Raw genomic sequence first — 22853 nt, 5'->3', positions numbered from 1 at the left:
ACTTTGTAGTTAAACGACTTTGCTGTCTATTCCATCCGCTGGATCGAGGATTTTCGCATCATCTTGCTGCGGGTTGCTTGTCGCCGTCGCCGGCGCTGAAGCTTTCCGGGGACGAACGGCAACTTGCCTTGCTGGCGTCGCAGGCAACACTTACATTACGCGCAACAATCGACGAGAGTTCATGCCACAATCCATGGCTGCTCCCCCGCAGAGGCTTTTCATGATCACCAAGCACGCGCCTGTTCTCATCATCGGCTCCGGCCCTGCCGGCTATACGGCGGCGATCTATGCCGCCCGCGCCATGCTCAAGCCAATGCTGGTCGCCGGCCTGCAGCAGGGCGGGCAACTGATGATCACCACCGATGTCGAAAACTATCCGGGCTTCGCCGACCCGATCCAGGGCCCATGGCTGATGAGCGAAATGCTCAAGCAGGCCGAGCATGTCGGCACCGACATCGTCAACGACATCATCACCGAGGTCGACCTCAATGTGCGGCCGTTCCGCGCCAAGGGCGATTCCGGTACGACCTATACCGCCGACGCGCTGATCATCGCCACCGGCGCGCAGGCGAAGTGGCTGGGCATCCCGAGCGAACACACCTTCATGGGCTTTGGCGTCTCGGCCTGCGCCACCTGCGACGGCTTCTTCTATCGCGGCAAGGATGTCGCGGTGATCGGCGGCGGCAATTCGGCGGTGGAGGAAGCGCTCTATCTCTCCAACCTGGCCAAGAGCGTCACCGTCATCCACAGGCGCAGCGATTTCCGCGCCGAGCGCATCCTGCGCGAGCGGCTGCTGCAGAAGGACAATGTCCGCGTCATCTGGGATACGGTCGTCGACGAGATCACTGGCCGGCCCGGCAAGGCGCCGATGCCGCCTTCGGTCGAAGGGCTGAAGCTGCGCAATGTGGTGACCGGGCAGGAGATGCATCTCGTGGTCGACGGCGTGTTTGTGGCGATCGGCCACGCACCGGCGGTCGAGCTGTTTGCCGGCAAGCTGAAGCAGAAGCCGAACGGTTATCTGTGGACGGCACCGGATTCGACCCGCACCGACATGCCGGGCGTGTTCGCCGCCGGCGACGTGACCGACGATATCTACCGCCAGGCGGTGACGGCGGCCGGGCTTGGCTGCATGGCCGCGCTCGAGGCGGAAAAATATCTGGCGGGGATCGAGGTTCACCGCGAAGCGGCGGAGTGATTGTTGAATAAGCGGCTGAGAAAAGCCGCGCAAAAGCCTGATTTTTCATTCAGACGCCAAAACAGGCGGACGCCAGAAAACAGGACGAGGGGAAATCATGGCGTTGGATTGGGACAAGCTACGCGTGTTTCACGCCGCAGCAGAAGCGGGGTCGTTCACCCATGCCGCGGAAACACTGCATTTGTCGCAATCGGCGATCTCGCGGCAGGTCAGCGCGCTCGAGCATGACGTCGGCGTGCCGCTGTTCAATCGCCACGCCCGCGGCCTGGTTCTGACCGAACAGGGCGAGATGCTGTTCCGCACGGCGCACGACGTGCTGATGAAGCTCGAAACCATCAAGTCGCGGCTGACCGAGACCAAGGACCGGCCCTCCGGCGTGCTCAGGGTGACGACCACGGTCGGCCTCGGCGCCGGCTGGCTGACCGAGCGCGTGCAGGAATTCATCGAGCTCTATCCCGAGGTCAGCCTGCAGCTTATCCTCGCCAATGAGGAGCTCGACCTCACAATGCGCCAGGCCGATTGCGCCATCCGGCTGCGCCAGCCGCAGCAGCCCGACCTCATCCAGCGCCGCCTGTTCACCGTGCATTTCCATCTCTACGCGGCGCCCTCCTATGTGAACAAATACGGCAAGCCGAATTCGATCGCCGAGCTGAAGGCCCATCGCATCGTCACCTTCGGCGTGCCGGTGCCGGCGCATTTGTCGGAACTGAACTGGCTGGAAACGGTCGGCGATTTCGAAGGCGGGCAAAGGGTGCCGACGCTGCAGATCAATGACATCCTGTCGATCAAACGGGCGGTGCAGGGCGGCGCCGGCATCGCCATGCTGCCGGATTACGTGGTCAGCAAGGATTCCGGGCTGGTGCAGTTGCTGCCCGAGACCGAGGTGCCGTCCTTCGACACCTATTTCGCCTATCCCGACGCGATGAAGAACCAGGCGAAGCTGCATGTCTTCCGCGATTTCATCATCGCCAAGGCGCGCAGCTGGTCGTTTTAGTTTCTAGTGCAGCTCGTCGACTTTTCCGAGCAGCGCCGGCGATTGGCGAAAGCTTCGGTGAAAGCGTCATTCTCCCCGTATAGTGACGGGGAGAAGGGGGCCGTATCGCCGGTTTCGCTAATTGTCGGCGTCCAGAAATTACCCGCGCCAAGGCGTCAGGCGGGGCAGCCAACCGGGCACGGCGCAGCGGTAGGCTTCGTATTCGGCGCCGTAGCGGCGGGCAAGCGTCGGTTCCTCATATAGTTTCACGAAGGAGATCATGGCGGCCGCGGCGATGACTAGATAGGCGGCGACCGCCCAGCTCGAAAACAGCAGTGCCTGGCCGAGGATGATCGACAGCACAGCGACATACATCGGGTTGCGCACATGGCGGTAGATGCCGCCGACCACCAGCCTTTCGGTCGGCGCGACCGGGGCTGGCGTACCCAGGCCCTCCAGGGCAAAACGGGCAAAGGCGTGCAGCAGTATGGCTGTGCCGGCGATAACCAGCAGCCAGCCCACAAGAACGAAACCGGGCAGTCTCGACCAGGGCAGGCGATAGCGGTCGGTCAGCAGCCAAGGCAGCAGTCCGGCGACCACGCCGGGCGCTACAGCAAGGAAGATGACGCTGCCGGCGATCGCCGAAGCGGGCCGCATGGAGGTCTCCTTACCTAGAGCCTGTTCCATCCCGATGAAATCGGGATGGGCTCTATCTTCCTGTTCGACCGGGATCATGCTCTAAGGCGCGCCCTTGAACGGTTTCCTGCAACGCTCCTCAGGTCTTGTTCTTATTCATGCATCACAAACCGCTGCACCCTCGGGTCAAGTCCGAGGCGGGATTTTAGGCAACATGCACCAGCAAGGTCTGGCTGCCGAAAAAACAAACGCGTGCTGCACGATTCCACGTCATCCTGTGTTTTTCGACTTTCGGAGCAAGAATCGCTGCTGATTCGCGGCTGCAGATCGATTTTTGCCTTGCCGCACGCCGCATTTCAGCGATTCAACTGGTCCTATTGCGCTTCGGGACGGATTAGACCACAGCCGGCGCCTTTTTGCATGTGTGTGTTGCAAAATAGATGCTTGTTTCTTGGGCATGAAGAGCACATATATAGATCATCTCCTGAGCGCGTTCTCCTCCCATTAGCGCTCTCGAGTGTTCCCCTCTGGAGGTTAGCCTTAACAGGCACTTCCAATCAAACTCAGCCGGGTCTTCATTGATCCGGCTTTTTTGTTGCCCGAAACCAACACATCGCCAGAAAATTGGCCGGAACGGTCGCGTAACAGTGACATGTAACCTCGGGTAACATGCCGCGGGCGCGCCAAATCGATTAAGCAGAACATAGGACGCGGTGTGGCTCGTCCGGGGGATGGGGGCATCACTCGGACGACCGGGCTCAGGCAGCTACCGCGTCCGAACCTTCTTCCGCCGCCACGCATCGGCGGCAAGCATGCGGCGGACCTGCCGTTTCGCCTCCCACTAACACGGTCCGCAACCAAACGGCGCCCGTATGATCCGGGCGCCGTTTCCTTGTGTGCTTCCTTGTGTTCTGGCCGCAAGCTGCCGTTTCAGGCGGCCTTGCCGTTGGCGTTCAGCGCTTCGTCGGCCAGCCGGCCGGTGAGTTCGGCCATGTGGTCGAAGACGGCCCGGTAGCTGGCGACACCCGCAGTGGCCGAGCGCAGCTCGATGATGAGGTCGCCGATCTCGGCCTGCGGCATGGTCGCCTCGACAACGTCCCATCCCGGCCAATCAGGCCGCGCGTCGTAGCCGAGGATCTGGCCGCGCCGCTGCGGGATCAGCGCGATGATCTTGGACGTCGCATCCGACGGCGTGACGATCTCGACCTTCATCACCGGTTCGAGCAGCACCGGCGAGCACGCGGCCATGCCTTCCTTCATCGCCAGCTTCGCCGCCATCTGGAAGGCCATATCGGAGGAATCGACCGCATGGTAGGAGCCGTCGGAAAGGTTGACGGCAACATCGACGACCGGGAAGCCGAGCGGCCCGGATTTCAGGTAATCGCGCACGCCGGTCTCGACCGACTGGATGTAGGTCTTCGGCACGACGCCGCCGGTGATCGTATCGGTGAACTGGAAGCCTGACCCGCGCGGCAGCGGTTTGATCTCGATCACCACGTCGCCGAACTGGCCGTGGCCACCCGATTGCTTCTTGTGGCGGCCGCGCTGCTGCGTCGCTTTGCGGATCGTCTCGCGGTAGGGCACGGCCGGCACATGGCCTTCGACCGGGATCTGGTTCTTGCCTTCCAGCCGCTCGCGCACGACGCGCAGATGCATCTCGCCATGGCCGGACAGCACGGTTTCGGCCGAATCCTGGTTGTGATGCAGGTTGAGCGAGGGATCTTCCTCGGCCAGGCGCTGGATGGCCGCCGACATCTTGACCTCGTCCTTGCGCTCTTTCGGCCGCAGCGCGAAGGCGAAGACCGGTTGCGGCGGCGCCAGCGTGACCAGCGGCTTGATGCCGCCCTTGGTCGAGCTCAGCGTCTGGCCGGTCCTGACGGCGTCGAGCTTGCCGAGCGCGACCGTGTCGCCGGCCTTGGCCGAAGTCAGCTTGATCTGGTCCTTGCCGAGCATCTTGTAGATGCCGGAGACCTTTGCCGTTTCGCCATTGGAAAGGAACAGCTCGGCGGCGTCGGCGACCTGGCCGGACAGGATGCGCGACACCGATAGCTTGCCGCCATGCGCGGTGTGGACGGTCTTCATCACCTGGACCATGGTGGCGTTGCCATCGGGCGCGCCGAGACGCTGGCGCGTCGCCTCGATGTCGGGTGCGTCGTGACGGATTGTCTTCAACAGGCGCAGCACGCCATTGCCCTTCTCGGCGGTGCCGATCAGCACCGGCGTCACTATGCCGTCGCGCAGGTCGGCGGCAAGATCGTCGAAGATGGCATCCTTTGGCGGTTCGATCTCGTCCAGCAATTGCTCCATCAGCCGGTCGTCATGGTCGGCGAGCGTCTCCAGCATGGAAAAGCGCGCCTCGAGCTCGCGCGCCTTGTCGTCGCTCGGGATCTGCGCGACCTCGCTCTCGGCATATTCGCGGTAGATGTAGGCTCGCTCCAGAGCAAGATCGATCGAGCCGATGACGACGCCGTCCTTGCGCAGCGGGATCTGGCGCAGCAGCAGAGGCACCGAGCTTGCAGGCTGGAGCATCTTCAGCGTGTCGCGCACGCCTGCTATCGCCTTGTCGACCTTGTTCAGGAACAGGATGCGCGGCACGCCGAGATCATCGAGCTTGCGCATGATCAGCTGCAGGGCAGGAATCTTCTTCTCGTCGGCTTCGGCGACGACCACGGCGACGTCGCAGGCGGCCAGCACCGGCTCGGCTTCGAAGGAGAATTCGATGGAACCGGGACAATCGACGAAGGTGAACGGCTCGCCCATGAATTCGGTGGTAGCGAAGGTCGCCTCGACGCTCATCGCATGGGCACGCGCCTCGGGCGAATGATCGGAAACGGTATTTCCCGACGAAACGGGATTTTGGCGGGGAATGGCGCCTGTACGGGCGAGTATGGCTTCGAGAAGTGTCGTCTTACCGCTTGCGAAGGGACCGACTATGGCAATGCATTTCGGTCCCGTGCGTCGTCCTCCGGCGCGAGTACCCATGGCTGACCTCCACTCAGGCGTTTCCCTGTGAGCGGCGGCCGGCCTGTCGGCCGTCGCGGGCGAGGCTTTTTTCAATTTGCCACCTACCCAAAGGGCATCGTCCCACGGGCAGGCCGGGAGGGCAAGGGATTTGAAGTTGAAGGGATTTGAAGTTGACGTTCGGGTTCAGCCGGTGCCGGCTAGGCGCGACGCCAGCGGGGTTGCGTCCACGCGCTGCACTGCCACCGTCTCGGCAAAGCGCGCGAGCAGCGGATTGAACAGGTCCGCACGTTCCCAGAAAGGCGCATGCCCGGCGCCGGGGACGATTTGGCAATGCTCCCACAGCGAGCCGTAGGCGAGCGTCTCAAAATAGCCGAGCCGGACGAACGGATCGTTCTCGCCATTGACGATGGCGACCGGAAATGCGGCTTGCTCGACCACCTGTCGCTGGTCGGCGCCCTTGCCGGTGAGCATGCCGCGCGTCACCGCGGCGCGCAGCCGGCCGTCGGTGCGCAGGATGGTTTTGCGGAAGGACGGGTCGGCGGTGTCGCCGAAGCAGAGCGTTTCGAAGCGCTCGGCATCGCGTTCGGAATACGTCTTTTTGGACGCCAGCAGCATGTCCCAATGCGCATGGAAGCCGCGCAGCATGCCGAAAGGGCCCTTGGATACCGGCGGCGCGCCGGTTAGCATCAGCCCGCCGACGGCGCGGTGGAAACTCGCGAGCTCGATTGCCACGTGCCCGCCAAGCGACCAGCCGAAGACGACGGCGCGGCCGATCCCCAAGGCATCGACGAGTTGAGCCGCCGACTGGGCAAGGCCGGCGATGGTGTAGTCCGTCGCCGGATCGCGGGCGTCAGACGATTCGCCATGGCCGGGCAGGTCGAAAGCAATCAATCGATGGGCAGCGGCCAACGGGCTGTCGAACTGGCGGGCGAATACGGCGCGCGAACTGCCCGAGCCGTGGATCAGGACAAGCGGGATGCCTGGTCCCGACGACTGGCTGAGGCGCAAATCCGCTTGCGGCGTGCGGATCGTGCGGTGGGAAACGGCCATAGCTGGTTGGACCTTCGGATTGTCTCGAGGTCAACATCGCATGCCGAGGTCACCATGTTGTTTAGAACGGTGGTTAAGAAATGATTTCTCGGTTTCTGCCGAGTATGATGCAGCGAATCCACCACAGCTAACCCCGGGACCCTGATGATGGAATCCACACTCGACCTTCTCCTCTCGATCAGCAGCATCGCCACGCTCGGCCAATATGCCTGGTCGATGCGCGCGCATTTCCAGTCATCGAGCATGTCTCAAGGCGCCATGATCATTTCGGCCGTCGTGGTCGGCACGGCGCTGTTCTTTCTTGCACTGCTGTGGATCGAGCGGCAGCCGGTTGCAGCGAAGATCGTCGGGCTCGCCATCGAACTGGCAAGCTCGGCGCTTTTCTGGTGGGCGATCTCGGTCTCACGCAAGGCGCGGCTGCGTTTCGCGTTCGATCCTGACAATCCCGACAGCCTGGTGACCGAAGGCCCTTATCTCCATGTCCGCCATCCGTTCTACACGTCCTACATCATCTTCTGGATCGGATGGGGCATCGCGACCTGGTCGGTGTGGGCGGTGGTGCCGGTCGCCGGCATCGTTACGATCTATGTGATCGCGGCCTTGGACGAAGAGCGAAAATTTTCGCGGACAAGGCTGGCCGATGCCTACAACGCCTACCGCACGCGCACCGGCCTGTTCTGGCCTCGCCTTGCCCGTAGCCGGGCAGGACATGCAGCCGGCATCGGACGAAAGTGGTAGGGTCTAAGTCCGCACACCGAGGAATCAAATCGAGGATTGCGACGATGAAGATCATTGCCTGCGGCAGCGTGCCGACGATCGTTGCGCCGGAGACATATTTCACCGGCCGGGTTTTGCAGACGCCGATCATCGAGAAAGAGGCGCCGGCGCGGCTCAGGGCCACGCTGGTCAGCTTCGAGCCCGGCGCCCGCACCCACTGGCACACGCATCCGCTCGGCCAGACGCTCTATGTCACGTCCGGTGCCGGCCTCGCGCAAAGCTGGGGCGGGCCGATCCAGGAGATCAGGGCCGGCGACGTCGTCTCCTTTGCGGCCGGCGAAAAGCACTGGCACGGCGCCGCGGCCAAATCGGCGATGACCCACATCGCCATGCAGGAGGCGCTCGACGGCTTGCATGTCGACTGGCTGGAGAAGGTCAGCGACGAGCAGTATGGCGGCTGAAACGTCTCAGGCCAGCGAGGCAGTAAAGCGCTGGATGCGCGTGCAGGCCTCTTCGAGCAGTGTCTCCGATGTGGCGTAGGAGATGCGGAAGTTCGGGCCGAGGCCAAAGGCCGAGCCGAAAACAACCGCCACGCCCTCGGCCTCGAGCAGTTCCGAGCAGAAGGTTTCGTCGCTGTCGATCACCTTGCCGCTCTTGGTCTTCTTGCCGATCAGCTGGGCACAGGAGGGATAGACGTAGAAAGCACCCTCCGGCGACGGGCAGGTGATGCCGCGCGCCTGGTTGAGCATCGAGACGACGAGATCGCGCCGGCCCTGGAAGATCGCCTTGTTCTTCGGGATGAAATCCTGCGGCCCGTTCAGCGCTTCGACCGCCGCCCATTGGGCGATGGTGCAGGCGCCGGAGGTCTGCTGGCCCTGGATCATGTCCATCGCCTTGATCAGCGGCACCGGGCCTGCCGCATAGCCGATGCGCCAGCCGGTCATGGCATAGGCCTTCGACACGCCGTTCATGGTCAGCGTGCGCTCATAAAGCTTAGGCTCGACCTCGGCGATCGTCTTGAAGACGAAGTCGCCATAGGTCAGATGCTCGTACATGTCGTCGGTCAGCACCCAGACATGCGGGTGCTTCAACAGCACGTCGGCCAGGCTCTTGAGCTCCGCTTCGGTATAGGCGGCGCCCGAGGGGTTGGACGGCGAGTTCATCAACAGCCATTTGGTGCGCGGCGTGATCGCCTTCTCCAGCACGGCCGCCGTCAGCTTGAAGCCGTTGTCGATCGAGGTCTCGACAAAGGCCGAGGTGCCGCCGCAGATCGCTACCATTTCGGGATAGCTCACCCAATAGGGCCGCGGGATGATCACCTCGTCGCCGGGGTTCAGTGTCGCCATGAAGGCGTTGAACAGGATCTGCTTGCCGCCGGTGCCGACGATGGTCTGCTCCGTTCGGTAGTCGAGATTGTTCTCACGCTTGAACTTTTTCGCGATTGCTTCGCGCAGCGGCACGATGCCGGAGACCGGCGGATATTTCGTCTCGCCGCGGCGGATCGCCTCGATTGCGGCGTTCTTGATGTTGTCGGGGGTGTCGAAGTCCGGTTCGCCGGCGCCCAGCCCGATCACGTCCCGGCCGGCGTTTTTCAGCTCGCGCGCTTTCTGCGTCACCGCGATGGTCGCGGAAGGCTTTACGCGGGAAAGGGCGTCGGCAAGAAAGGCCATGAGAGATATCTCCAGAAAGCACCGGCGCGGCGAAGGCGCCGCGGCGCCTCTCATGTCGCATCATCTGGTCAAGCGCAAGCCCCGGCGCAAGCCCAGCGCAGGCATTGTCGAATGAGCCAACGCGCAATGCTGGCAACAATAAATTCATCAACGATCGGTAAAAGCTTGAACGGCAGGACCGTGGCCGGTCTGCCAGTCTCGTACAGCGAGGAACCGTGACGCGCAGCATCGAGCTTGCCCATATCATCCGCCATGATGACGGCACCGCCAGCGGTGTCTGGGGGCTCTATACGCTGCAAAGCGCTTTCCAGCCGATCTTCGCCTTCAACAAGGGCAAGCTTTCCGTCGTCGCCTTCGAAGGGCTGATCCGGCCGTTCCGCGACGGCGAGCCGCAGCAGCCGATGAGTTTCTTCAACAGCTGTCCGGCGGTCGACCGCCTGCATATCGAGGCGCTGACACGGACGCTGCACCTTCTGAACGCCGGCGCCTGCCTGCCGCGAGACGCCTCCATCTTCATCAATTTCGATCCGTCGGTGTTCACCGATCGCGGCATCGCCGACAAGGCGCTGCGCGACATGCGGCTGGTGCTGCACGAGGCCGACATCGATCCGCGCCGCGTCGTCTGCGAGGTCACCGAGCAGAAATCGGCGTCGCAGGAAACGCTCTACAATTTCGTCGAGGCGCTCAGGGGCAACGGTTTGCGCATTGCCGTCGACGATTACGGCGCCGACGAATCCGACATCAATCGCATCAAGGAACTCAGGCCGGACATCGTCAAGTTCGATGCCGACTGGATCATGACGCTGATGGAATCCGGTGCCGGCTTCGCCTTGCTGACCGCCATGGTGACCAGCTTCGAAGAGCAAGGCATCCGTACGGTGTTCGAGGGCATCGAGACGGGCTGGCAGCTCGAGCTTGCCGAAAAGTCGGGCGCCTCGATGGTGCAGGGCTACGTGCTGGCACGCCCTGAGCTCGCGCCGACCAGCTTCCGCGTCTTCGACACGAGCGGGCAGGCGGCCGCGGTGTCGGCCGATGCGGAGAAGGTGCCTGCGGCGGTTCCGCCATCGCGACGGCCGATGCGGCCCTTTGGCCGCAGGGTGGCATCGTGACCGGGCAAGCCGATATGCGGCGCAAGGTCGGCGAAGCGATCTTTGCCGACGAGGTCGGCATCGAATATGGCGTCTACGGCGCATTCCGGCTGAGGAGCGCCTACCAGCCGGTCTTCGCGCCGCGCGGCAGATTTCTCGCCGCCGTCGCGGTCGAGGGACTGATCGAGCCGCATCGTGCAGGCAGGCCGGTGGCGCCGCAAATGTTCTTCGAAGGCCTGCCGGCAGCGGATCGGCTATTTGTCGAAACCATATGTCGGGTGCTGCATTTGCGCAACTTCCGCAACATCGGCGTCGACGGGCTCGACCTGTTCTTCAACTACAATCCGCTGATCAACGATGACCCCGCACGGGCGCTGGCCGAAATCAGGCTGATGACCAGGCATCTGGCGGATTTCGGCCTGCATCCCGGCATGCTGGTCTGCGAGATCACCGAGCAGGCTGCCGGCGACAAGGTGCTTGTCAGCCTGGCGCGCGAGATGCGGCGCGACGGCGTCCGTATCGCCATCGACGATTTCGGCACCGGGCATTCGACGGAAGAAAGGGTCGCGCTGGTGCAGCCCGACATCGTCAAGATCGACGGCACCTGGTTCGCCGAATTCTGCCGCCATGCCGCCGCCGAGCGGTTTTTCCGGCCGTTGGTTTCGACGCTGCACGACCGTGGCGCCAAGGTGCTGGTCGAAGGCATCGAGAACGCCACGCATCTGCGCGTCGCGCTGGATGGCGGCGTCGACCTGCTGCAGGGCTTTTATCTTGCCCGGCCGGCGCTGGCCGGTACGATGTTCGATGAGGAGCCGCTGTCGAGCGACAGACTGCTTGGCAGGGATAGCAACGTCATCCCTTTGTTCGGCTAGGATATGTCGAGATTCAAGTGATGCCGGCCTGCGAACGGCGGTTTCCTGCGCTTCCGGTGCTCACGTACCCAAAGTACGCTCCGCTCCGGTTCTCGGAACCCACCAGTCTGGTCGCTTCGCGCCCGTCTTCGACTCCGGCTCGGCCTGACTTGAATCTCGATATATCCTGAAATGCATCAGCGGCGCTGATGGTTACGCCAAAACAAATCACTGGATGAAGCCGCCGCTGCCGCGATAGAGGCTGGATCAAGCCCGGAGACGGGTGGTTGCGAGCAAGGGGGAGCACCGATGATACTCTATGGAATGATCGACAGCGGCAATTGCTACAAGCCGCGCCTGTTGATGGCCAAGCTCGGCATCGCTTTCACCAATGTCGAGGTCAGCTCGCATGCCGGCGACACGCGCAAGCCCGACTATGTCGCGAAAAACCCGAACGCCATGGTGCCGCTGCTCGAACTCGACGACGGCCGCCGGCTGGCCGAATCCAATGCCATCCTGCTCTACCTCGCCGAAGGCACGCGGTTCCTGCCGGCGGACAGATACGAACGCGCGCTGGCCTATCAGTGGCTGTTCTTCGAGCAATACAGCCACGAGCCTTATATCGCCGTGCGCAGAGCGCTGCTGACCTTCCCTGAAAGAGCCAAGGACGCGACGCCCGAGCGGCTGGCGCTGACGCTGGAGCACGGCAACAAGGCGCTCGGCGTCATGGACAAGCACCTGGCCGGGAGCAGCTTCTTCGCCGGCAATGCGCTCAGCGTCGCCGACATTGCGCTCTATGCCTATACGCATACGGCCGAGACGGGCGGCTTTCAGCTCGACGCCTATCCGGCGGTCGCTGCCTGGCTGCAACGGGTCGAGGCCGACCCGGGGCATGTGCCGCTGGAGTGGTTGCCTTAGTTCTGTGCTCACGCTTGTCGCCGCTTCGCGGCTCGCTCCGGACGTCGCGCTTGTGGCTTTCGGCCCGTGGCGTGAATGGTCGCGCGGCTATTTCAGCAGGCGATCATATTCGGAATGGGTGCCTATCCAGAACCAGACCACGTCATCGTGGTCGCGAACAGCTACGGCGCGGTAATTGACATCAACCCGCGCCGACCAACAGCGCCCGACCTGTTTGAAAAGCAACGACGGGTGGAACGGCCCAGAATTCAGTTTGGCGAAACGTCTGTTCGCCTTTGCTTTGATCAACGAGGGCAGTTTTGCGTAAGCCTCCCAAAACGAGGGAGTGGCAAAATGCTTCACAGAGGCCGAGTCCGGCCGGCGCGATGATCAGCCAAGGCCTGCTCGGCAAGCCTGTCCAGCCTGCCGGCCTTGGCATCGCCTTCAAACTGCTGGTCCCACATGTCGGCCTGCAGCGCCTCGAACCATGCGGCGAACGCCTTGAGCTCTTCGGGGCTTAGTTCGGCGACGGATTTCTCAATCTGTTCAAGCTTGCTCATGGGTCGATGGTACCATGACCGGGGTAAAAACACCACAAAGTGGTCCCACAGGACCAAGGCGGTGGTTCATCGGAATCCAGACAGCAAAAAGGCGGGACAAAATCCCGCCTTCCCATGCTTGGTAGCCTGATCGGGAGCGTTTTGGCCGGGCCGGCAGCAATCTGCTGCTTCGACTTGTCGGGGTCTTTCGCTCCGGCGCGCTTCTCGCGCGACCGCCAGTACATCCGTGACTTGCCGCGCGCCCCGGGCTATCGCCGGGGGGGCACCATTCGCAAAATCAGGCTGCCTTGCTCAGAGATCCAGCGGACGACTTGCCAGTGCGGCGGTCCTGCTCGATCTCGAAGTTGATCTTCTGGCCTTCGACCAAGGTCGACAGTCCAGCACGCTCGACTGCGGAGATGTGAACGAAAACGTCCGCACCGCCGCTGTCAGGCTGGATGAAGCCGAAACCCTTGGTGGAATTAAACCACTTGACCGTACCTGTTGCCATTTCGATAGTCCTTTACGTTTGCTTTAGTTTGACTGGACCGAAACCCAGCCGGTTTGTATCGAGATTTTGGAGATAGAACGTCAGCAAACGCGAATATCGCGAGGCCCGGATCGATCGGCCGAAATATCAATGGACGGCATATAATATGCTTTCGCGCGAAAAACAAGACGGGGCGGAAAATGGCGCGGCGGCAACGCTGCCCAACGGCCGCCCCAATCGCGTGAGAGCGTCGTCGTTGCGCGCCTGACGCGGGAGGACCGCGCCGGCTTCGGGCGCGACCGGGTTTTGGGGGAGAGGGCCATGAAAATCGTTCTGCTTGCCGCTTGCCTGACGCTGGTGGCCGCCGAGGCGCAGGCGGTCTCGCGCTACGACCCGACCCGCATGAGCTGCGGCAAGGTGCAGGCGACGATCGCGCGCGAGGGTGCGGTTATCCTGCGCTACAGATCGGCGCGCGTGCCGGGGCTGGCGCTCTACGACCGCTATGTGCGGAGCCAGCAATTTTGCGACATCGGCGAGGTCAGGGCGCGGGCCTCGGTGCCGAGTGCCGACACGAATTCCTGCACCGTCTACAAATGCAAGCGGGTGGAGATCGATCGGCGCTTCCGCCGGCGCCTGCTTCCGGATTAGGGGCGGTTGGCGTGCAGGGTGTCGGCCTCACCTGAATATCGACATACCTAAAACCCGAACGACACCTGCGCGGGCGGCGGCGGGCCAACCCGCACGCCTTCCATGGCCAACATCTTTTCCTTGGTGGCCGAGCCGCCGGGCGCGGAAAATCCGCCGATCTTGCCACCGGCGGCAAGGATGCGATGGCAAGGGATGACCAGCGGCACCGGGTTGGCGCCGAGCGCCGCGCCCGTCTCACGCGCGAGCCCGGCATGGCCAGCGCGTTTGGCCAGTTCGCCATAGGTGGTGGTTTCGCCGAAGGCGAGCTTTCGCGCCGCGCCATAAATCGCCAGGCGGAACTCGTCGACGCCGCTGAGATCGACCGGCACGCCGGAGAAATCGATATCCTCGCCGGCGGCATAGGCCTTGATCGAGGCGATCAGCTCCGTAACCCATTGCGGCTCGGGCTTGGCTGCCTGGTCGGCGGCGGCATGGCGCAGCAGCCGGCGCTCCACCGCGTCGCGATTGCGCTGCGGCAGGCAGAGCCGGGTCAGCCCTGCATCGCTCCAGGCTATGCCCATGAAGCCGAGCACGGTTTCGAAGACCGCGTGGCCGGCGGTGGCATGAGATGCATTCATGGCGTGCTCCTTCCGGAATCCTTCGAAGTACAAATCCAGAACAATATCGCATTTCCCGGCCCGGCTCGCCACCCGAAAACCACCGTCTCCCGCGGATTGCCGGGGGAAAGATGCTGGTGTAAGGACTTCTTAACACCCGACGAACCGGACCCGAGCGCCGCTTGCCAGCAAAATTCCTCTTTCCCGTCCTTGCGGCGGTGTTGGCCGTGGCCGCTCTCAGCGGTTGCACCTCGACTTCGCCGGTGACCTCGGCGCCCGCCTTCACGGAAAACTCTGCCAACACCGATGCCGGCTTCACGCTGGCGCTGCCCGACACGGTTTCGGTCCTGCCGGAACCGTCCGGCCTCACCCAGACGGCAGCGCTGCCGGTCGAGCCGGCCGCCGCCTTTGCCGGGCCGCCGCCGCTGGCGGCTTCTGCGCCAGCCGTCATGACGGCCGATGCCCAGCCAGCCATCGCAACGGCCGCTGTCGCCATGCCGGTCACCGAACAGACCGCCGCCATGCCCGGCGTTCAGCCGGTTTCGTACACCGTGCCGCAGAACCCGGCCGCTCTGGCCGCGACCGACCTGGCAGAGGGCCAGTCGAACGCCGGCGGCCGCAGCGAGATCGAGCGGCTGATCGAGAAATATTCCGCGCTTTACCAGGTGCCGGTCGATCTGGTGCGCAGCGTCGTCAACCGCGAGAGCACCTTCAACCCGAAAGCCTACAATCGCGGCCATTGGGGGCTGATGCAGATCAAGCACGCGACGGCGCGCGGCATGGGCTATAACGGGCCGGCGAGCGGCCTGTTCGACGCCGAGACCAATCTGAAATATGCGGTGAAATATCTGCGCGGCGCCTGGCTGGTCTCAGGCGGCAACCCCAAGCGCGCCGACCGGCTCTACCAGAGCGGCTATTATTACGACGCCAAACGCAGGGGGATGCTGGGCGAAACCGGCCTCGGCAGCGACCGCCTGCGCCGCCGCATGCAGCCCGATGCCTGAGCCGCGTCCGCCGGCGCCAAACGAAATAAGACTGCGCAAGGTCCTCGACGACACGCTTCTGGCGCCGCGCTGGCCAGAAGGTTTTTTCATGCGCGGCTTCGAAGCCGCCGATGCGCTTGCTCTGCATGCGCTGTTGACCGCGGTGTTCGACGACGGCGCCGACGGGCCGTTCGACGAATGGTGGCCGCGCATTTCGGGCGACGCCGAATTCGATCCCGCTTTGTGTTTCCTGGTCATCGACCGCAAGGGCCGGCTGGCGGGCGCGGCACTCTGCTGGACGCGGGCTTTCGTCAAGGACCTTGCCGTCCATCCCGAGGCGCGCGGCAAGGGCATTGCCGAGGCGCTAATGCGGCACGCCTTCGCGGTGTTTCAGGCAAGGGGCGCCGCGCATGTCGATCTCAAGACCAACACTGTCGAGAACGCGGCCGCGGTGCGGCTTTATCAGCGGCTGGGAATGGTCGAGGTGGATTGGGCGGGGTGAGCATAGGTTTGCCTCAGCGAAGCTGATCGCCATTTGGCGAAGTCGGCGCTGCCCCTCATCCGGCTGCCGCCACCTTCTCCCCGTATAGTGACGGGTAGAAGGGGCTGGCCGCAACGCCGGCACGCCCTCTGCCACCCCGGAGATTGGCGAAACCGTCGGCGAAGGCACCTTTCTCCCCGTCACTATACGGGGAGAAATGCCCGGCAGGGCAATGAGGGGCGGCGCCAGCGCCCGGAATGGGCAAGAGTGAGCGGCAACGGCGCAGCAAAAAATGTCGGAACCGTCTTTGGCGATGCGTCCTTGGGAGGCAAGGCGCCTCCCGCCACGCGCCGCCCCGGCAGATGGAGATGACGATGATCAGCTTTCCCAATGAATCCCAGGAATATCGCGCCGCCCGCGACAAGCTGCTGCAGAAGGAAATCGAGCTGCGCCGTGCCATGGAGGACGTCGCCGTCGCGCGGCGCACGCTGCCGCCCGGCGGGCTGGTGCCGCAGGATTATGTCTTCGACGGGCTTGGCGCCGACGGCAAGCCGGCCCGTATAAAACTGTCGGAGCTGTTTGCGCCCGGCAAGGACACGCTGATCGTCTATTCGATGATGTTTCCGCGCCATCCGCAGGAGACGCGCGACGTGGCGACCAGCGGCGGCACGGCGAAGCTGCCGAGACAGGACCAGCCGTGCCCATCCTGCACGGCGCTGCTCGACCAGTTCGACGGCGCCATTGGCCATCTCGAGGCTGCCGGCTACAATTTCGCTGTCGTGGCCAAGACCGCGCTTGAAAACCTGCTGACGCTTGGCCGTGACCGCGGCTGGACGAACATGCGGCTGGTCTCCTCGGCCGGCAACAGCTTCAAGCGCGACTATCACGCCGAGGCCGAGGACGGCGCGCAGCTTCCGGTGCTTTCGGTGTTCCACCGCGACGGCGACGGCATCCGCCACTTCTGGAGTTCCGAGCTCGGCTTCGCGCCGCCCGAACCCGGCCAGGACCCGCGCGCCATCGGCACCTGCGAGATCCTGTGGAACCTGATGGATTTCACGCCGGAGGGCAGGGCGGACTGGCACGAGCAGCTGCAGTATGGGGAGAGGTGCTGCCACTGAGTGGCAAGGATATCTCCGATTGGCGTATCGGGAATCGAAATCCTCCCGATACCAAGGGCCTTATGTGATTTGACGTTGCCGCGCCATGACCGACTCTCGAATGCCGAACCGAGGAGACGAGCGATGCAGTCACCTTTAAACGGGGGCGTCACGCTGGCAGCGGCGGTGATTCTTGCCGCCGGCAGCGCAGCCTATGCCCATCACGGCTGGTCGTGGACCCAGGACGAGTTTTTCGAACTCAAAGGCAAGATCACGGCCATCTATATCGGCAACCCGCACGCCACGCTGGACGTCGACGCGGAGGGAGCGGTCTGGCGGGTGGAGATGGCTCCGCCCTCCCGCACGATCGCTGCCGGCTTCACGGAAGGTGTTGCCAAGGTCGGCGACGAGGTGACGGCGATCGGCCATCGCTCGCGCGACGAGAGCGAAAAGCGCATGAAGGCAGTCCGCATCATCGTCGGCGGCAAGACCTATGATGTCTATCCCGACCGCTTGCCGCCGGCCTGAATGGACGGGTTTTTCGCCGGCATCGAGCAACTCGCGCTTGTGCGGGGACTGAAGGCCTCTTTCGTCGCCTACCCAATCGTCAATGCGCTGCACATCATGTCGATCGGCGCGCTGCTGACCAGCGTCTGGCTCATGGACCTCAGGATCCTGGGCGCCTTCCGCTCGCTGCCGCAGCCGGCGTTCGTGGCGCTGCTGCGCCGCACCGCATTGGGCGCGTTCGGCGGTGCGCTGGTCACGGGGTCGCTGCTGTTTTCAGTCAGGGCGAGCGAATATGTGGCGATGCCGGTTTTCCTCGCCAAGATGGCGCTCATCCTGCTTGCCGGCGCCAATTTCCTCGTCTTCATGCGCCGCGCAAAAGGCGGTGACGAGCCGGCTGGTGGGGCCACGACCGTGCTGGCTGTGCTTTCGCTGATGCTGTGGACGTCCGTGCTGTTTGCGGGGCGGTTTATTGGGTTTCTCGGCTAGTCCAACTGATCGGGGTGGGACAAGCAGGCGGCTGAGCTGTTTTTATTTACGCGCTGGGATCATATGGTGCCTAGAGAAAAGCGGCAGTTTCTGCTTGTGTTTCAAGTGAATTCCTCCTCAGATCTCGCCCGGGGATACGGAGGGTGAGTCATTGAGCAAATTGCCGAAGAGATTTGTCCTTTTGCGCTTGCTTGGATTGGCGGTGTTTGCCTTGCTGGCGACAATTGCACCCCGCCTTGCCGTCGCGGAATCATCCGACATCCCTATGGCGGTGGTCGGGCCGATGACCGGAGATTGGGCCGTCTATGGCGAGGAGATGCGGCGTGGTGCCCAACTGGCAGCGGACGATATCAACGGTGAGGGCGGCATCGGTGGGCGGAAGATAACACTCACATTTCTTGATGACGAGGGCAGGCCGGACGCGGCAATTTCCGTCGCTAGGAAGCTGGCAAAAGGCGGTGTTCGCTTCGTCATTGGCCACTACAATTCCGGCGCTTCAATCCCGGCTTCGATCATCTACGCGAAGAACAACACGTTGATGGTGAGTCCGGCATCGACGAATCCTGCACTCACCGACGCCAAGCTATGGAACACCATCCGTACGGCGGGACGAGACGATGTGCAGGGCACATTTGCTGGCGAGTATATGGCAGGACACTTTTCCGCAAGAAATCTGGCGATTGTGAGCGACGGCACACCCTATGGCGATGGCTTAGCCGCAAAAGCGAGAAAGGCATTGTTGGCCAAGCGCCGACCCGAAAAGCTGTTCAGTAGGATTGAGCCTGGACAAGCCAACTTCTCCAGACTCGTCGCCAAGATCGAGGCCGCAAAGATCGGAGCGGTCTTTTTCGCGGGGCTCGCCGATGATTTCGGGCGGCTTATTCGGGAAACCAGCGAGGCCGGATTGAAAGTCCAGTTCATTTCCGGGGACGGGGCTATGGTCAAAGATCTGTCGGCAATAGCGGGGCCGGCAGTTGAAGGCACCCTGATCATGTTTTCATTCGAGGACCGTGATAACCCAGCCGCACAGGACGTCGTCAGGCGCTTTCGATCGCAAGGTTTCGAGCCGGAAGCCTATACGTTGAAGACTTACGCGGCTGTTCAAGTGATCGCCAATGGTATCAAAATGGCTGGAGTCCAGGCACCAAGGGCTGTTGCCGCTTCCATAAGATCAGGCCAGCCGATCCCTACCGTGGTTGGCGATCTGACGTTCGATGCAAAAGGCGATCGGCGTGAGCGTGACGTGAGGATGTATGTTTGGAGGAAGCAAGCCGACCGCCGTTTCATGCTGGATGCGGCGGATTAATCGTTTGTCGGTATCAGCGCTGAGCGGATAGTGGCAGGTTCACAAGCGCCGGCGGGACAGCGCCCCCCTCTGGCCTGCCGGCCATCTCCCCCACAAGGAGGGAGATTGGCTAATCGCCCTAGGCAAAATACTCCTGCAGCGGTCTCACCTCGAGGCTTCCCGCCCGCAGCGCCGCAATCGCCTCCGCCACCGCAGCTGCACCCGACAGCGTCGTGTAGTACGGCACTTTCTGCATCAGCGTTGCGCGGCGCAGCGATTTCGAATCCGATACCGCCTTCTGGCCGTCCGTGGTGTTGAAGACGATCTGCACCTGGCGGTTGCGGATGGCGTCCTCGATGTGCGGGCGGCCTTCCAGAACCTTGTTGATTTTCTCGGCGGCGACGCCGTTTTCGGCGAGGAAGCGGGCGGTGCCAGAGGTGGCGAGCACCTTGAAGCCCTGGCCGGCGAGCCGCTTGACCGCCGGCAGGATGCCTTTCTTGTCCTCGTCGCGCACCGAGACGAACAGCGTGCCGGAGCGCGGCAGGTCGACGCCGGCGCCTAGCTGGCTCTTGGCGAAGGCCAAAGCGAAGTCGCGGTCGAGGCCCATGACCTCGCCGGTCGAGCGCATTTCCGGGCCGAGCAGGATGTCGACGCCGGGGAAGCGGGCGAAGGGGAACACCGCTTCCTTGACGGCGATATGGCCGGGATTGCGCGGGTCGGGCATGGCGCCGTAATGCGCGAAGGCGTCTTCCAGGCTCTCGCCGGCCATGATGCGGGCAGCAATTTTCGCAATGGGCCGTCCGATGGTCTTGGCGACGAAAGGCACGGTGCGCGAGGCGCGCGGGTTGACCTCCAGCACATAGACGGTGCCGTCCTTGATCGCATATTGCACGTTCATCAGTCCGCCGACATTGAGCGCGCGGGCAAGGGCCGCCGTCTGGCGCTCGAGTTCGTCGACGAGCTCCGAAGGCAGCGAATGCACCGGCAGCGAGCAGGCCGAGTCGCCCGAATGGATGCCGGCCTCCTCGATGTGCTCCAATATGCCGGAGACGTAGGTCGACCTGCCGTCGCAGAGGCAATCGACATCGACCTCGATGGCGCCCGACAGATAGGTGTCGAACAGCAGCGGGTTCTTGCCGAGCAGCGTGTTGATCTGGCCGGTCTTGTCGTTGGGGTATTTCTGCTTGATGTCCTCCGGAACCAGGCCGGGCACGGTGTCGAGCAGATAGGATTGCAGCATGCTCTCGTCGTGGATGATCTGCATGGCGCGGCCGCCGAGCACATAGGACGGGCGCACCACCAGCGGGAAGCCAAGCTCGCCAGCGACGAGGCGGGCCTGCTCGACCGAATAGGCGATGCCATTCTTCGGCTGGCTGAGGCCGAGCTTGTGCAAGAGCTTCTGGAAGCGGTCGCGGTCCTCGGCCAGATCGATCATGTCGGGCGAGGTGCCGAGGATCGGGATGCCAGCCTTCTCCAGCGCATCGGCGAGCTTGAGCGGCGTCTGGCCGCCGAACTGGACGATGACGCCGACGAGTTCGCCCGAGGCCTGTTCGGCGCGCAGAATCTCCAAGACGTCCTCCGGCGTCAGCGGCTCGAAATAGAGCCGGTCGGAAGTGTCGTAGTCGGTCGACACGGTCTCGGGATTGCAGTTGACCATGATCGCCTCGAAGCCGGCGTCGCGCAGCGCAAAGGCGGCATGGCAGCAGCAATAGTCGAACTCGATGCCCTGGCCGATGCGGTTGGGGCCGCCGCCGAGAATGACGACCTTTTTGCGCGACGAGACCTGCGCCTCGTTGGCGAGCGCGCCGGCAAAGGGCACTTCGTAGGTCGAGTACATGTAGGCGGTGGGCGAGGCAAACTCGGCGGCGCAAGTGTCGATGCGCTTGTAAACCGGATGAACGTCGAGCTTGTCGCGAATCTTCTGGATTTCTTCGACGTCTTTCCTGACCAGCGACGCGAGGCGGGCGTCGGAGAAACCCATCGCCTTCAGCATGCGCAGATTGGCGGCGTCCTGCGGGATGCCGTGCTCGCGGATGCGAGCTTCCATGTCGAGGATGCCGGCGATCTGTTCGAGGAACCACGGGTCGATCTTGCACATTGCGTGCACGTCTTCCAGCGAGGTGCCCATGCGGATCGCCTGCGCCACCATGCGCAGCCGGTCGGGCGTTGGCGTGCCCAGAGCGGCGCGGATAGCGTTGCGGTCATCGACATGGCTGGCCGGCGCGTTCCCGTGGCCGATGCCCGGGATCTCGATCTCGTCCAGACCGGTCAGCCCGGTTTCCAGCCCGCGCAAAGCCTTTTGCAGCGATTCCTGGAAAGTGCGGCCGATGGCCATGACCTCGCCGACCGACTTCATCGAGGTGGTCAGCACCGGCTCGGCGCCGGGGAATTTCTCGAAGGCAAAGCGCGGAATCTTGGTCACGACATAGTCGATGCTCGGCTCGAACGAGGCCGGCGTGGCGCCGCCGGTGATGTCGTTCTCGAGCTCATCCAGCGTGTAGCCGACGGCGAGCTTGGCGGCGATCTTGGCGATCGGAAAACCGGTCGCCTTGGAGGCAAGTGCGGACGAGCGCGAGACGCGCGGGTTCATCTCGATGACTACCAGGCGGCCGTCGGCCGGGTTGACGGCGAACTGGACGTTGGAGCCGCCGGTCTCGACGCCGATCTCGCGCAGCACCGCGATCGAGGCGTTGCGCATCATCTGGTATTCCTTATCGGTCAGCGTCAGCGCCGGGGCGACGGTGATCGAGTCTCCCGTATGCACGCCCATCGGGTCGATATTCTCGATCGAGCAGATGATGATGCAATTGTCGGCCTTGTCGCGGACGACCTCCATCTCATACTCCTTCCAGCCGAGCACGCTCTCCTCGATCAGCACTTCGGTGGTCGGCGAGGCGTCGAGGCCGGACTGGACGATCTCGTAGAATTCGGCGCGGTTGTAGGCGATGCCGCCGCCGGTGCCGCCCATGGTGAAGGACGGGCGAATGATGGCGGGCAGGCCGACATGGTCGAGCGCTTGTGCTGCAATCGCCATGCCGTGGCTGATGTAGCGCTGCTTGCGGTCGCCTTCGCCGAGGTTCCAGCTGGTCTCCAGCGCGTCGAGCGCGGCGTCGAGGTTTTCGGGCTTCTCGGCCTTCAGCGCGGCGCGCTCGGCCTCGTGCGTCTTGCGGTCGGCGTTCTTGACGTCGGTGGCGTTGGCCAGCATCGACTTCGGCGTTTCCAGGCCGATCTTGTTCATCGCCTCGCGAAACAAAGCGCGGTCCTCGGCCTTGTCGATGGCCGTGGCGTCGGCGCCGATCATCTCGACATTATAGCGGTCGAGCACGCCCATGCGGCGCAGCGACAGAGCGGTGTTGAGCGCGGTCTGGCCGCCCATGGTCGGCAGCAGCGCGTCCGGCCGCTCCTTGGCGATGATCTTGGCCACAACTTCCGGCGTGATCGGCTCGATATAGGTGGCGTCGGCCAGCTCCGGATCGGTCATGATGGTGGCCGGATTGGAGTTGACCAGGATGACGCGAAAACCCTCTTCCTTCAGCGCCTTGCAGGCCTGGGTGCCGGAATAGTCGAACTCGCAGGCCTGGCCGATGACGATGGGGCCGGCCCCGATGATCAGGATCGACTTGATGTCGGTGCGTCTTGGCATGTCGAGGGTCCGTTCGGCGGGCGGCTTGCACAAAAAGCCGGACGGGATGACCCGGCC

23 protein-coding genes are annotated in these 22853 nt (G+C 63.4%); 14 read left to right on the top strand and 9 right to left on the bottom strand.

Features of this window, described 5'->3' with window-relative positions:
• Positions 1–220: 220 nt before the first annotated feature.
• Together trxB and NKG95_RS13510 are read left to right on the top strand one after the other, a co-directional pair.
• The gene (gene trxB / locus NKG95_RS13515) at positions 221–1195 is read left to right on the top strand and encodes a thioredoxin-disulfide reductase (RefSeq protein WP_023719101.1); all 975 of its coding nucleotides are present in this window, start codon (positions 221–223) and stop codon (positions 1193–1195) included.
• A gap of 97 nt (positions 1196–1292) precedes the next feature.
• The gene (locus NKG95_RS13510; RefSeq protein ID WP_023719100.1) at positions 1293–2189 is read left to right on the top strand and encodes a LysR family transcriptional regulator; all 897 of its coding nucleotides are present in this window, start codon (positions 1293–1295) and stop codon (positions 2187–2189) included.
• 138 nt (positions 2190–2327) lie between these two features.
• On the opposite strand, the gene NKG95_RS13505 is transcribed toward NKG95_RS13510, so the two are convergent.
• The 3 genes from NKG95_RS13505 to NKG95_RS13495 form a co-directional block, all read right to left on the bottom strand.
• A complete protein-coding gene (locus NKG95_RS13505) occupies positions 2328–2825 on the bottom strand; it encodes a methyltransferase family protein (RefSeq protein WP_352815484.1) in 498 nt (165 codons plus the stop codon).
• 909 nt (positions 2826–3734) lie between these two features.
• Positions 3735–5786, bottom strand: coding sequence for an elongation factor G (locus NKG95_RS13500; protein WP_353041077.1), 2052 nt, complete (start codon positions 5784–5786; stop codon positions 3735–3737).
• A 165-nt stretch (positions 5787–5951) separates the two neighbouring features.
• Positions 5952–6818: an alpha/beta fold hydrolase gene (locus NKG95_RS13495; protein WP_353041075.1), complete on the bottom strand. Its 867-nt coding sequence runs from the start codon at positions 6816–6818 to the stop codon at positions 5952–5954.
• Positions 6819–6962: 144 nt separating this feature from the next.
• Between NKG95_RS13495 and NKG95_RS13490 the strand changes: the two genes are divergently transcribed.
• Together NKG95_RS13490 and NKG95_RS13485 are read left to right on the top strand one after the other, a co-directional pair.
• Positions 6963–7556, top strand: a complete 594-nt coding sequence (locus tag NKG95_RS13490; RefSeq protein WP_245278596.1) for a methyltransferase family protein — start codon at positions 6963–6965, stop codon at positions 7554–7556.
• A 44-nt stretch (positions 7557–7600) separates the two neighbouring features.
• Positions 7601–7996 carry a (R)-mandelonitrile lyase gene (locus NKG95_RS13485; protein ID WP_023719378.1) on the top strand — a complete coding sequence of 132 codons (396 nt, stop codon included), beginning with the start codon at positions 7601–7603 and terminating at the stop codon, positions 7994–7996.
• Positions 7997–8002: 6 nt separating this feature from the next.
• Here the strand turns inward: NKG95_RS13485 and NKG95_RS13480 are convergent, their stop codons facing one another.
• Positions 8003–9205 (bottom strand): pyridoxal phosphate-dependent aminotransferase, encoded by a 1203-nt coding sequence (locus NKG95_RS13480; RefSeq protein ID WP_023719377.1) that lies wholly within the window; start codon positions 9203–9205, stop codon positions 8003–8005.
• 215 nt (positions 9206–9420) lie between these two features.
• Between NKG95_RS13480 and NKG95_RS13475 the strand changes: the two genes are divergently transcribed.
• From NKG95_RS13475 to NKG95_RS13465, 3 genes are all read left to right on the top strand, one after another.
• Positions 9421–10314, top strand: a complete 894-nt coding sequence (locus tag NKG95_RS13475) for an EAL domain-containing protein (protein ID WP_023719375.1) — start codon at positions 9421–9423, stop codon at positions 10312–10314.
• Positions 10311–11165, top strand: a complete 855-nt coding sequence (locus NKG95_RS13470) for an EAL domain-containing protein (RefSeq protein ID WP_353041073.1) — start codon at positions 10311–10313, stop codon at positions 11163–11165. The genes NKG95_RS13475 and NKG95_RS13470 overlap by 4 nt, the downstream gene beginning before the upstream one ends.
• A 288-nt stretch (positions 11166–11453) precedes the next feature.
• Positions 11454–12062: a glutathione S-transferase family protein gene (locus NKG95_RS13465; RefSeq protein WP_353041071.1), complete on the top strand. Its 609-nt coding sequence runs from the start codon at positions 11454–11456 to the stop codon at positions 12060–12062.
• Between the two features lie 87 nt (positions 12063–12149).
• On the opposite strand, the gene NKG95_RS13460 is transcribed toward NKG95_RS13465, so the two are convergent.
• The 3 genes from NKG95_RS13460 to NKG95_RS13450 form a co-directional block, all read right to left on the bottom strand.
• Positions 12150–12404, bottom strand: a complete 255-nt coding sequence (locus NKG95_RS13460) for a type II toxin-antitoxin system RelE family toxin (RefSeq protein ID WP_023719372.1) — start codon at positions 12402–12404, stop codon at positions 12150–12152.
• Positions 12401–12601 carry a hypothetical protein gene (locus NKG95_RS13455; RefSeq protein WP_352495012.1) on the bottom strand — a complete coding sequence of 67 codons (201 nt, stop codon included), beginning with the start codon at positions 12599–12601 and terminating at the stop codon, positions 12401–12403. Before NKG95_RS13455 ends, NKG95_RS13460 begins: the two co-directional genes overlap by 4 nt.
• Positions 12602–12878: 277 nt before the next feature.
• Positions 12879–13091 carry a cold-shock protein gene (locus tag NKG95_RS13450; RefSeq protein WP_023678332.1) on the bottom strand — a complete coding sequence of 71 codons (213 nt, stop codon included), beginning with the start codon at positions 13089–13091 and terminating at the stop codon, positions 12879–12881.
• 300 nt (positions 13092–13391) lie between these two features.
• On the opposite strand from NKG95_RS13450, the gene NKG95_RS13445 reads away from it, so the two are divergent.
• On the top strand, positions 13392–13718 hold the full coding sequence (locus tag NKG95_RS13445) for a hypothetical protein (protein ID WP_023719370.1): 327 nt from the start codon (positions 13392–13394) through the stop codon (positions 13716–13718).
• A gap of 47 nt (positions 13719–13765) precedes the next feature.
• Here NKG95_RS13445 and NKG95_RS13440 read toward each other — a convergent pair whose 3' ends face one another.
• Positions 13766–14335 carry a methylated-DNA--[protein]-cysteine S-methyltransferase gene (locus tag NKG95_RS13440; protein ID WP_353041069.1) on the bottom strand — a complete coding sequence of 190 codons (570 nt, stop codon included), beginning with the start codon at positions 14333–14335 and terminating at the stop codon, positions 13766–13768.
• A 206-nt stretch (positions 14336–14541) separates the two neighbouring features.
• Here NKG95_RS13440 and NKG95_RS13435 point away from each other — a divergent pair, with 206 nt between their 5' ends.
• From NKG95_RS13435 to NKG95_RS13410, 6 genes are all read left to right on the top strand, one after another.
• Entirely contained in the window at positions 14542–15318 is a 777-nt protein-coding gene (locus NKG95_RS13435; RefSeq protein WP_352918395.1) for a transglycosylase SLT domain-containing protein, read from the top strand.
• Entirely contained in the window at positions 15311–15799 is a 489-nt protein-coding gene (locus NKG95_RS13430; RefSeq protein WP_353041067.1) for a GNAT family N-acetyltransferase, read from the top strand. Before NKG95_RS13435 ends, NKG95_RS13430 begins: the two co-directional genes overlap by 8 nt.
• Positions 15800–16152: 353 nt before the next feature.
• Positions 16153–16896 carry a DUF899 family protein gene (locus NKG95_RS13425; protein ID WP_353041065.1) on the top strand — a complete coding sequence of 248 codons (744 nt, stop codon included), beginning with the start codon at positions 16153–16155 and terminating at the stop codon, positions 16894–16896.
• A gap of 123 nt (positions 16897–17019) precedes the next feature.
• Positions 17020–17403 (top strand): DUF6152 family protein, encoded by a 384-nt coding sequence (locus tag NKG95_RS13420; protein ID WP_353041063.1) that lies wholly within the window; start codon positions 17020–17022, stop codon positions 17401–17403.
• Positions 17404–17868 carry a DUF6644 family protein gene (locus tag NKG95_RS13415; RefSeq protein WP_352859263.1) on the top strand — a complete coding sequence of 155 codons (465 nt, stop codon included), beginning with the start codon at positions 17404–17406 and terminating at the stop codon, positions 17866–17868. It abuts the gene before it with no gap.
• A gap of 151 nt (positions 17869–18019) precedes the next feature.
• Entirely contained in the window at positions 18020–19174 is a 1155-nt protein-coding gene (locus NKG95_RS13410) for a branched-chain amino acid ABC transporter substrate-binding protein (RefSeq protein WP_051409674.1), read from the top strand.
• A gap of 118 nt (positions 19175–19292) precedes the next feature.
• Here the strand turns inward: NKG95_RS13410 and carB are convergent, their stop codons facing one another.
• The gene (gene carB, locus NKG95_RS13405) at positions 19293–22796 is read right to left on the bottom strand and encodes a carbamoyl-phosphate synthase large subunit (protein ID WP_353041061.1); all 3504 of its coding nucleotides are present in this window, start codon (positions 22794–22796) and stop codon (positions 19293–19295) included.
• Between the last annotated feature and the right edge of the window lie 57 nt (positions 22797–22853).

It is taken from the genome of Mesorhizobium sp. M1423 (genome assembly GCF_040317575.1).
GTDB lineage: Bacteria > Pseudomonadota > Alphaproteobacteria > Rhizobiales > Rhizobiaceae > Mesorhizobium.
This window is presented reverse-complemented; position numbering and strand designations above follow the sequence as displayed.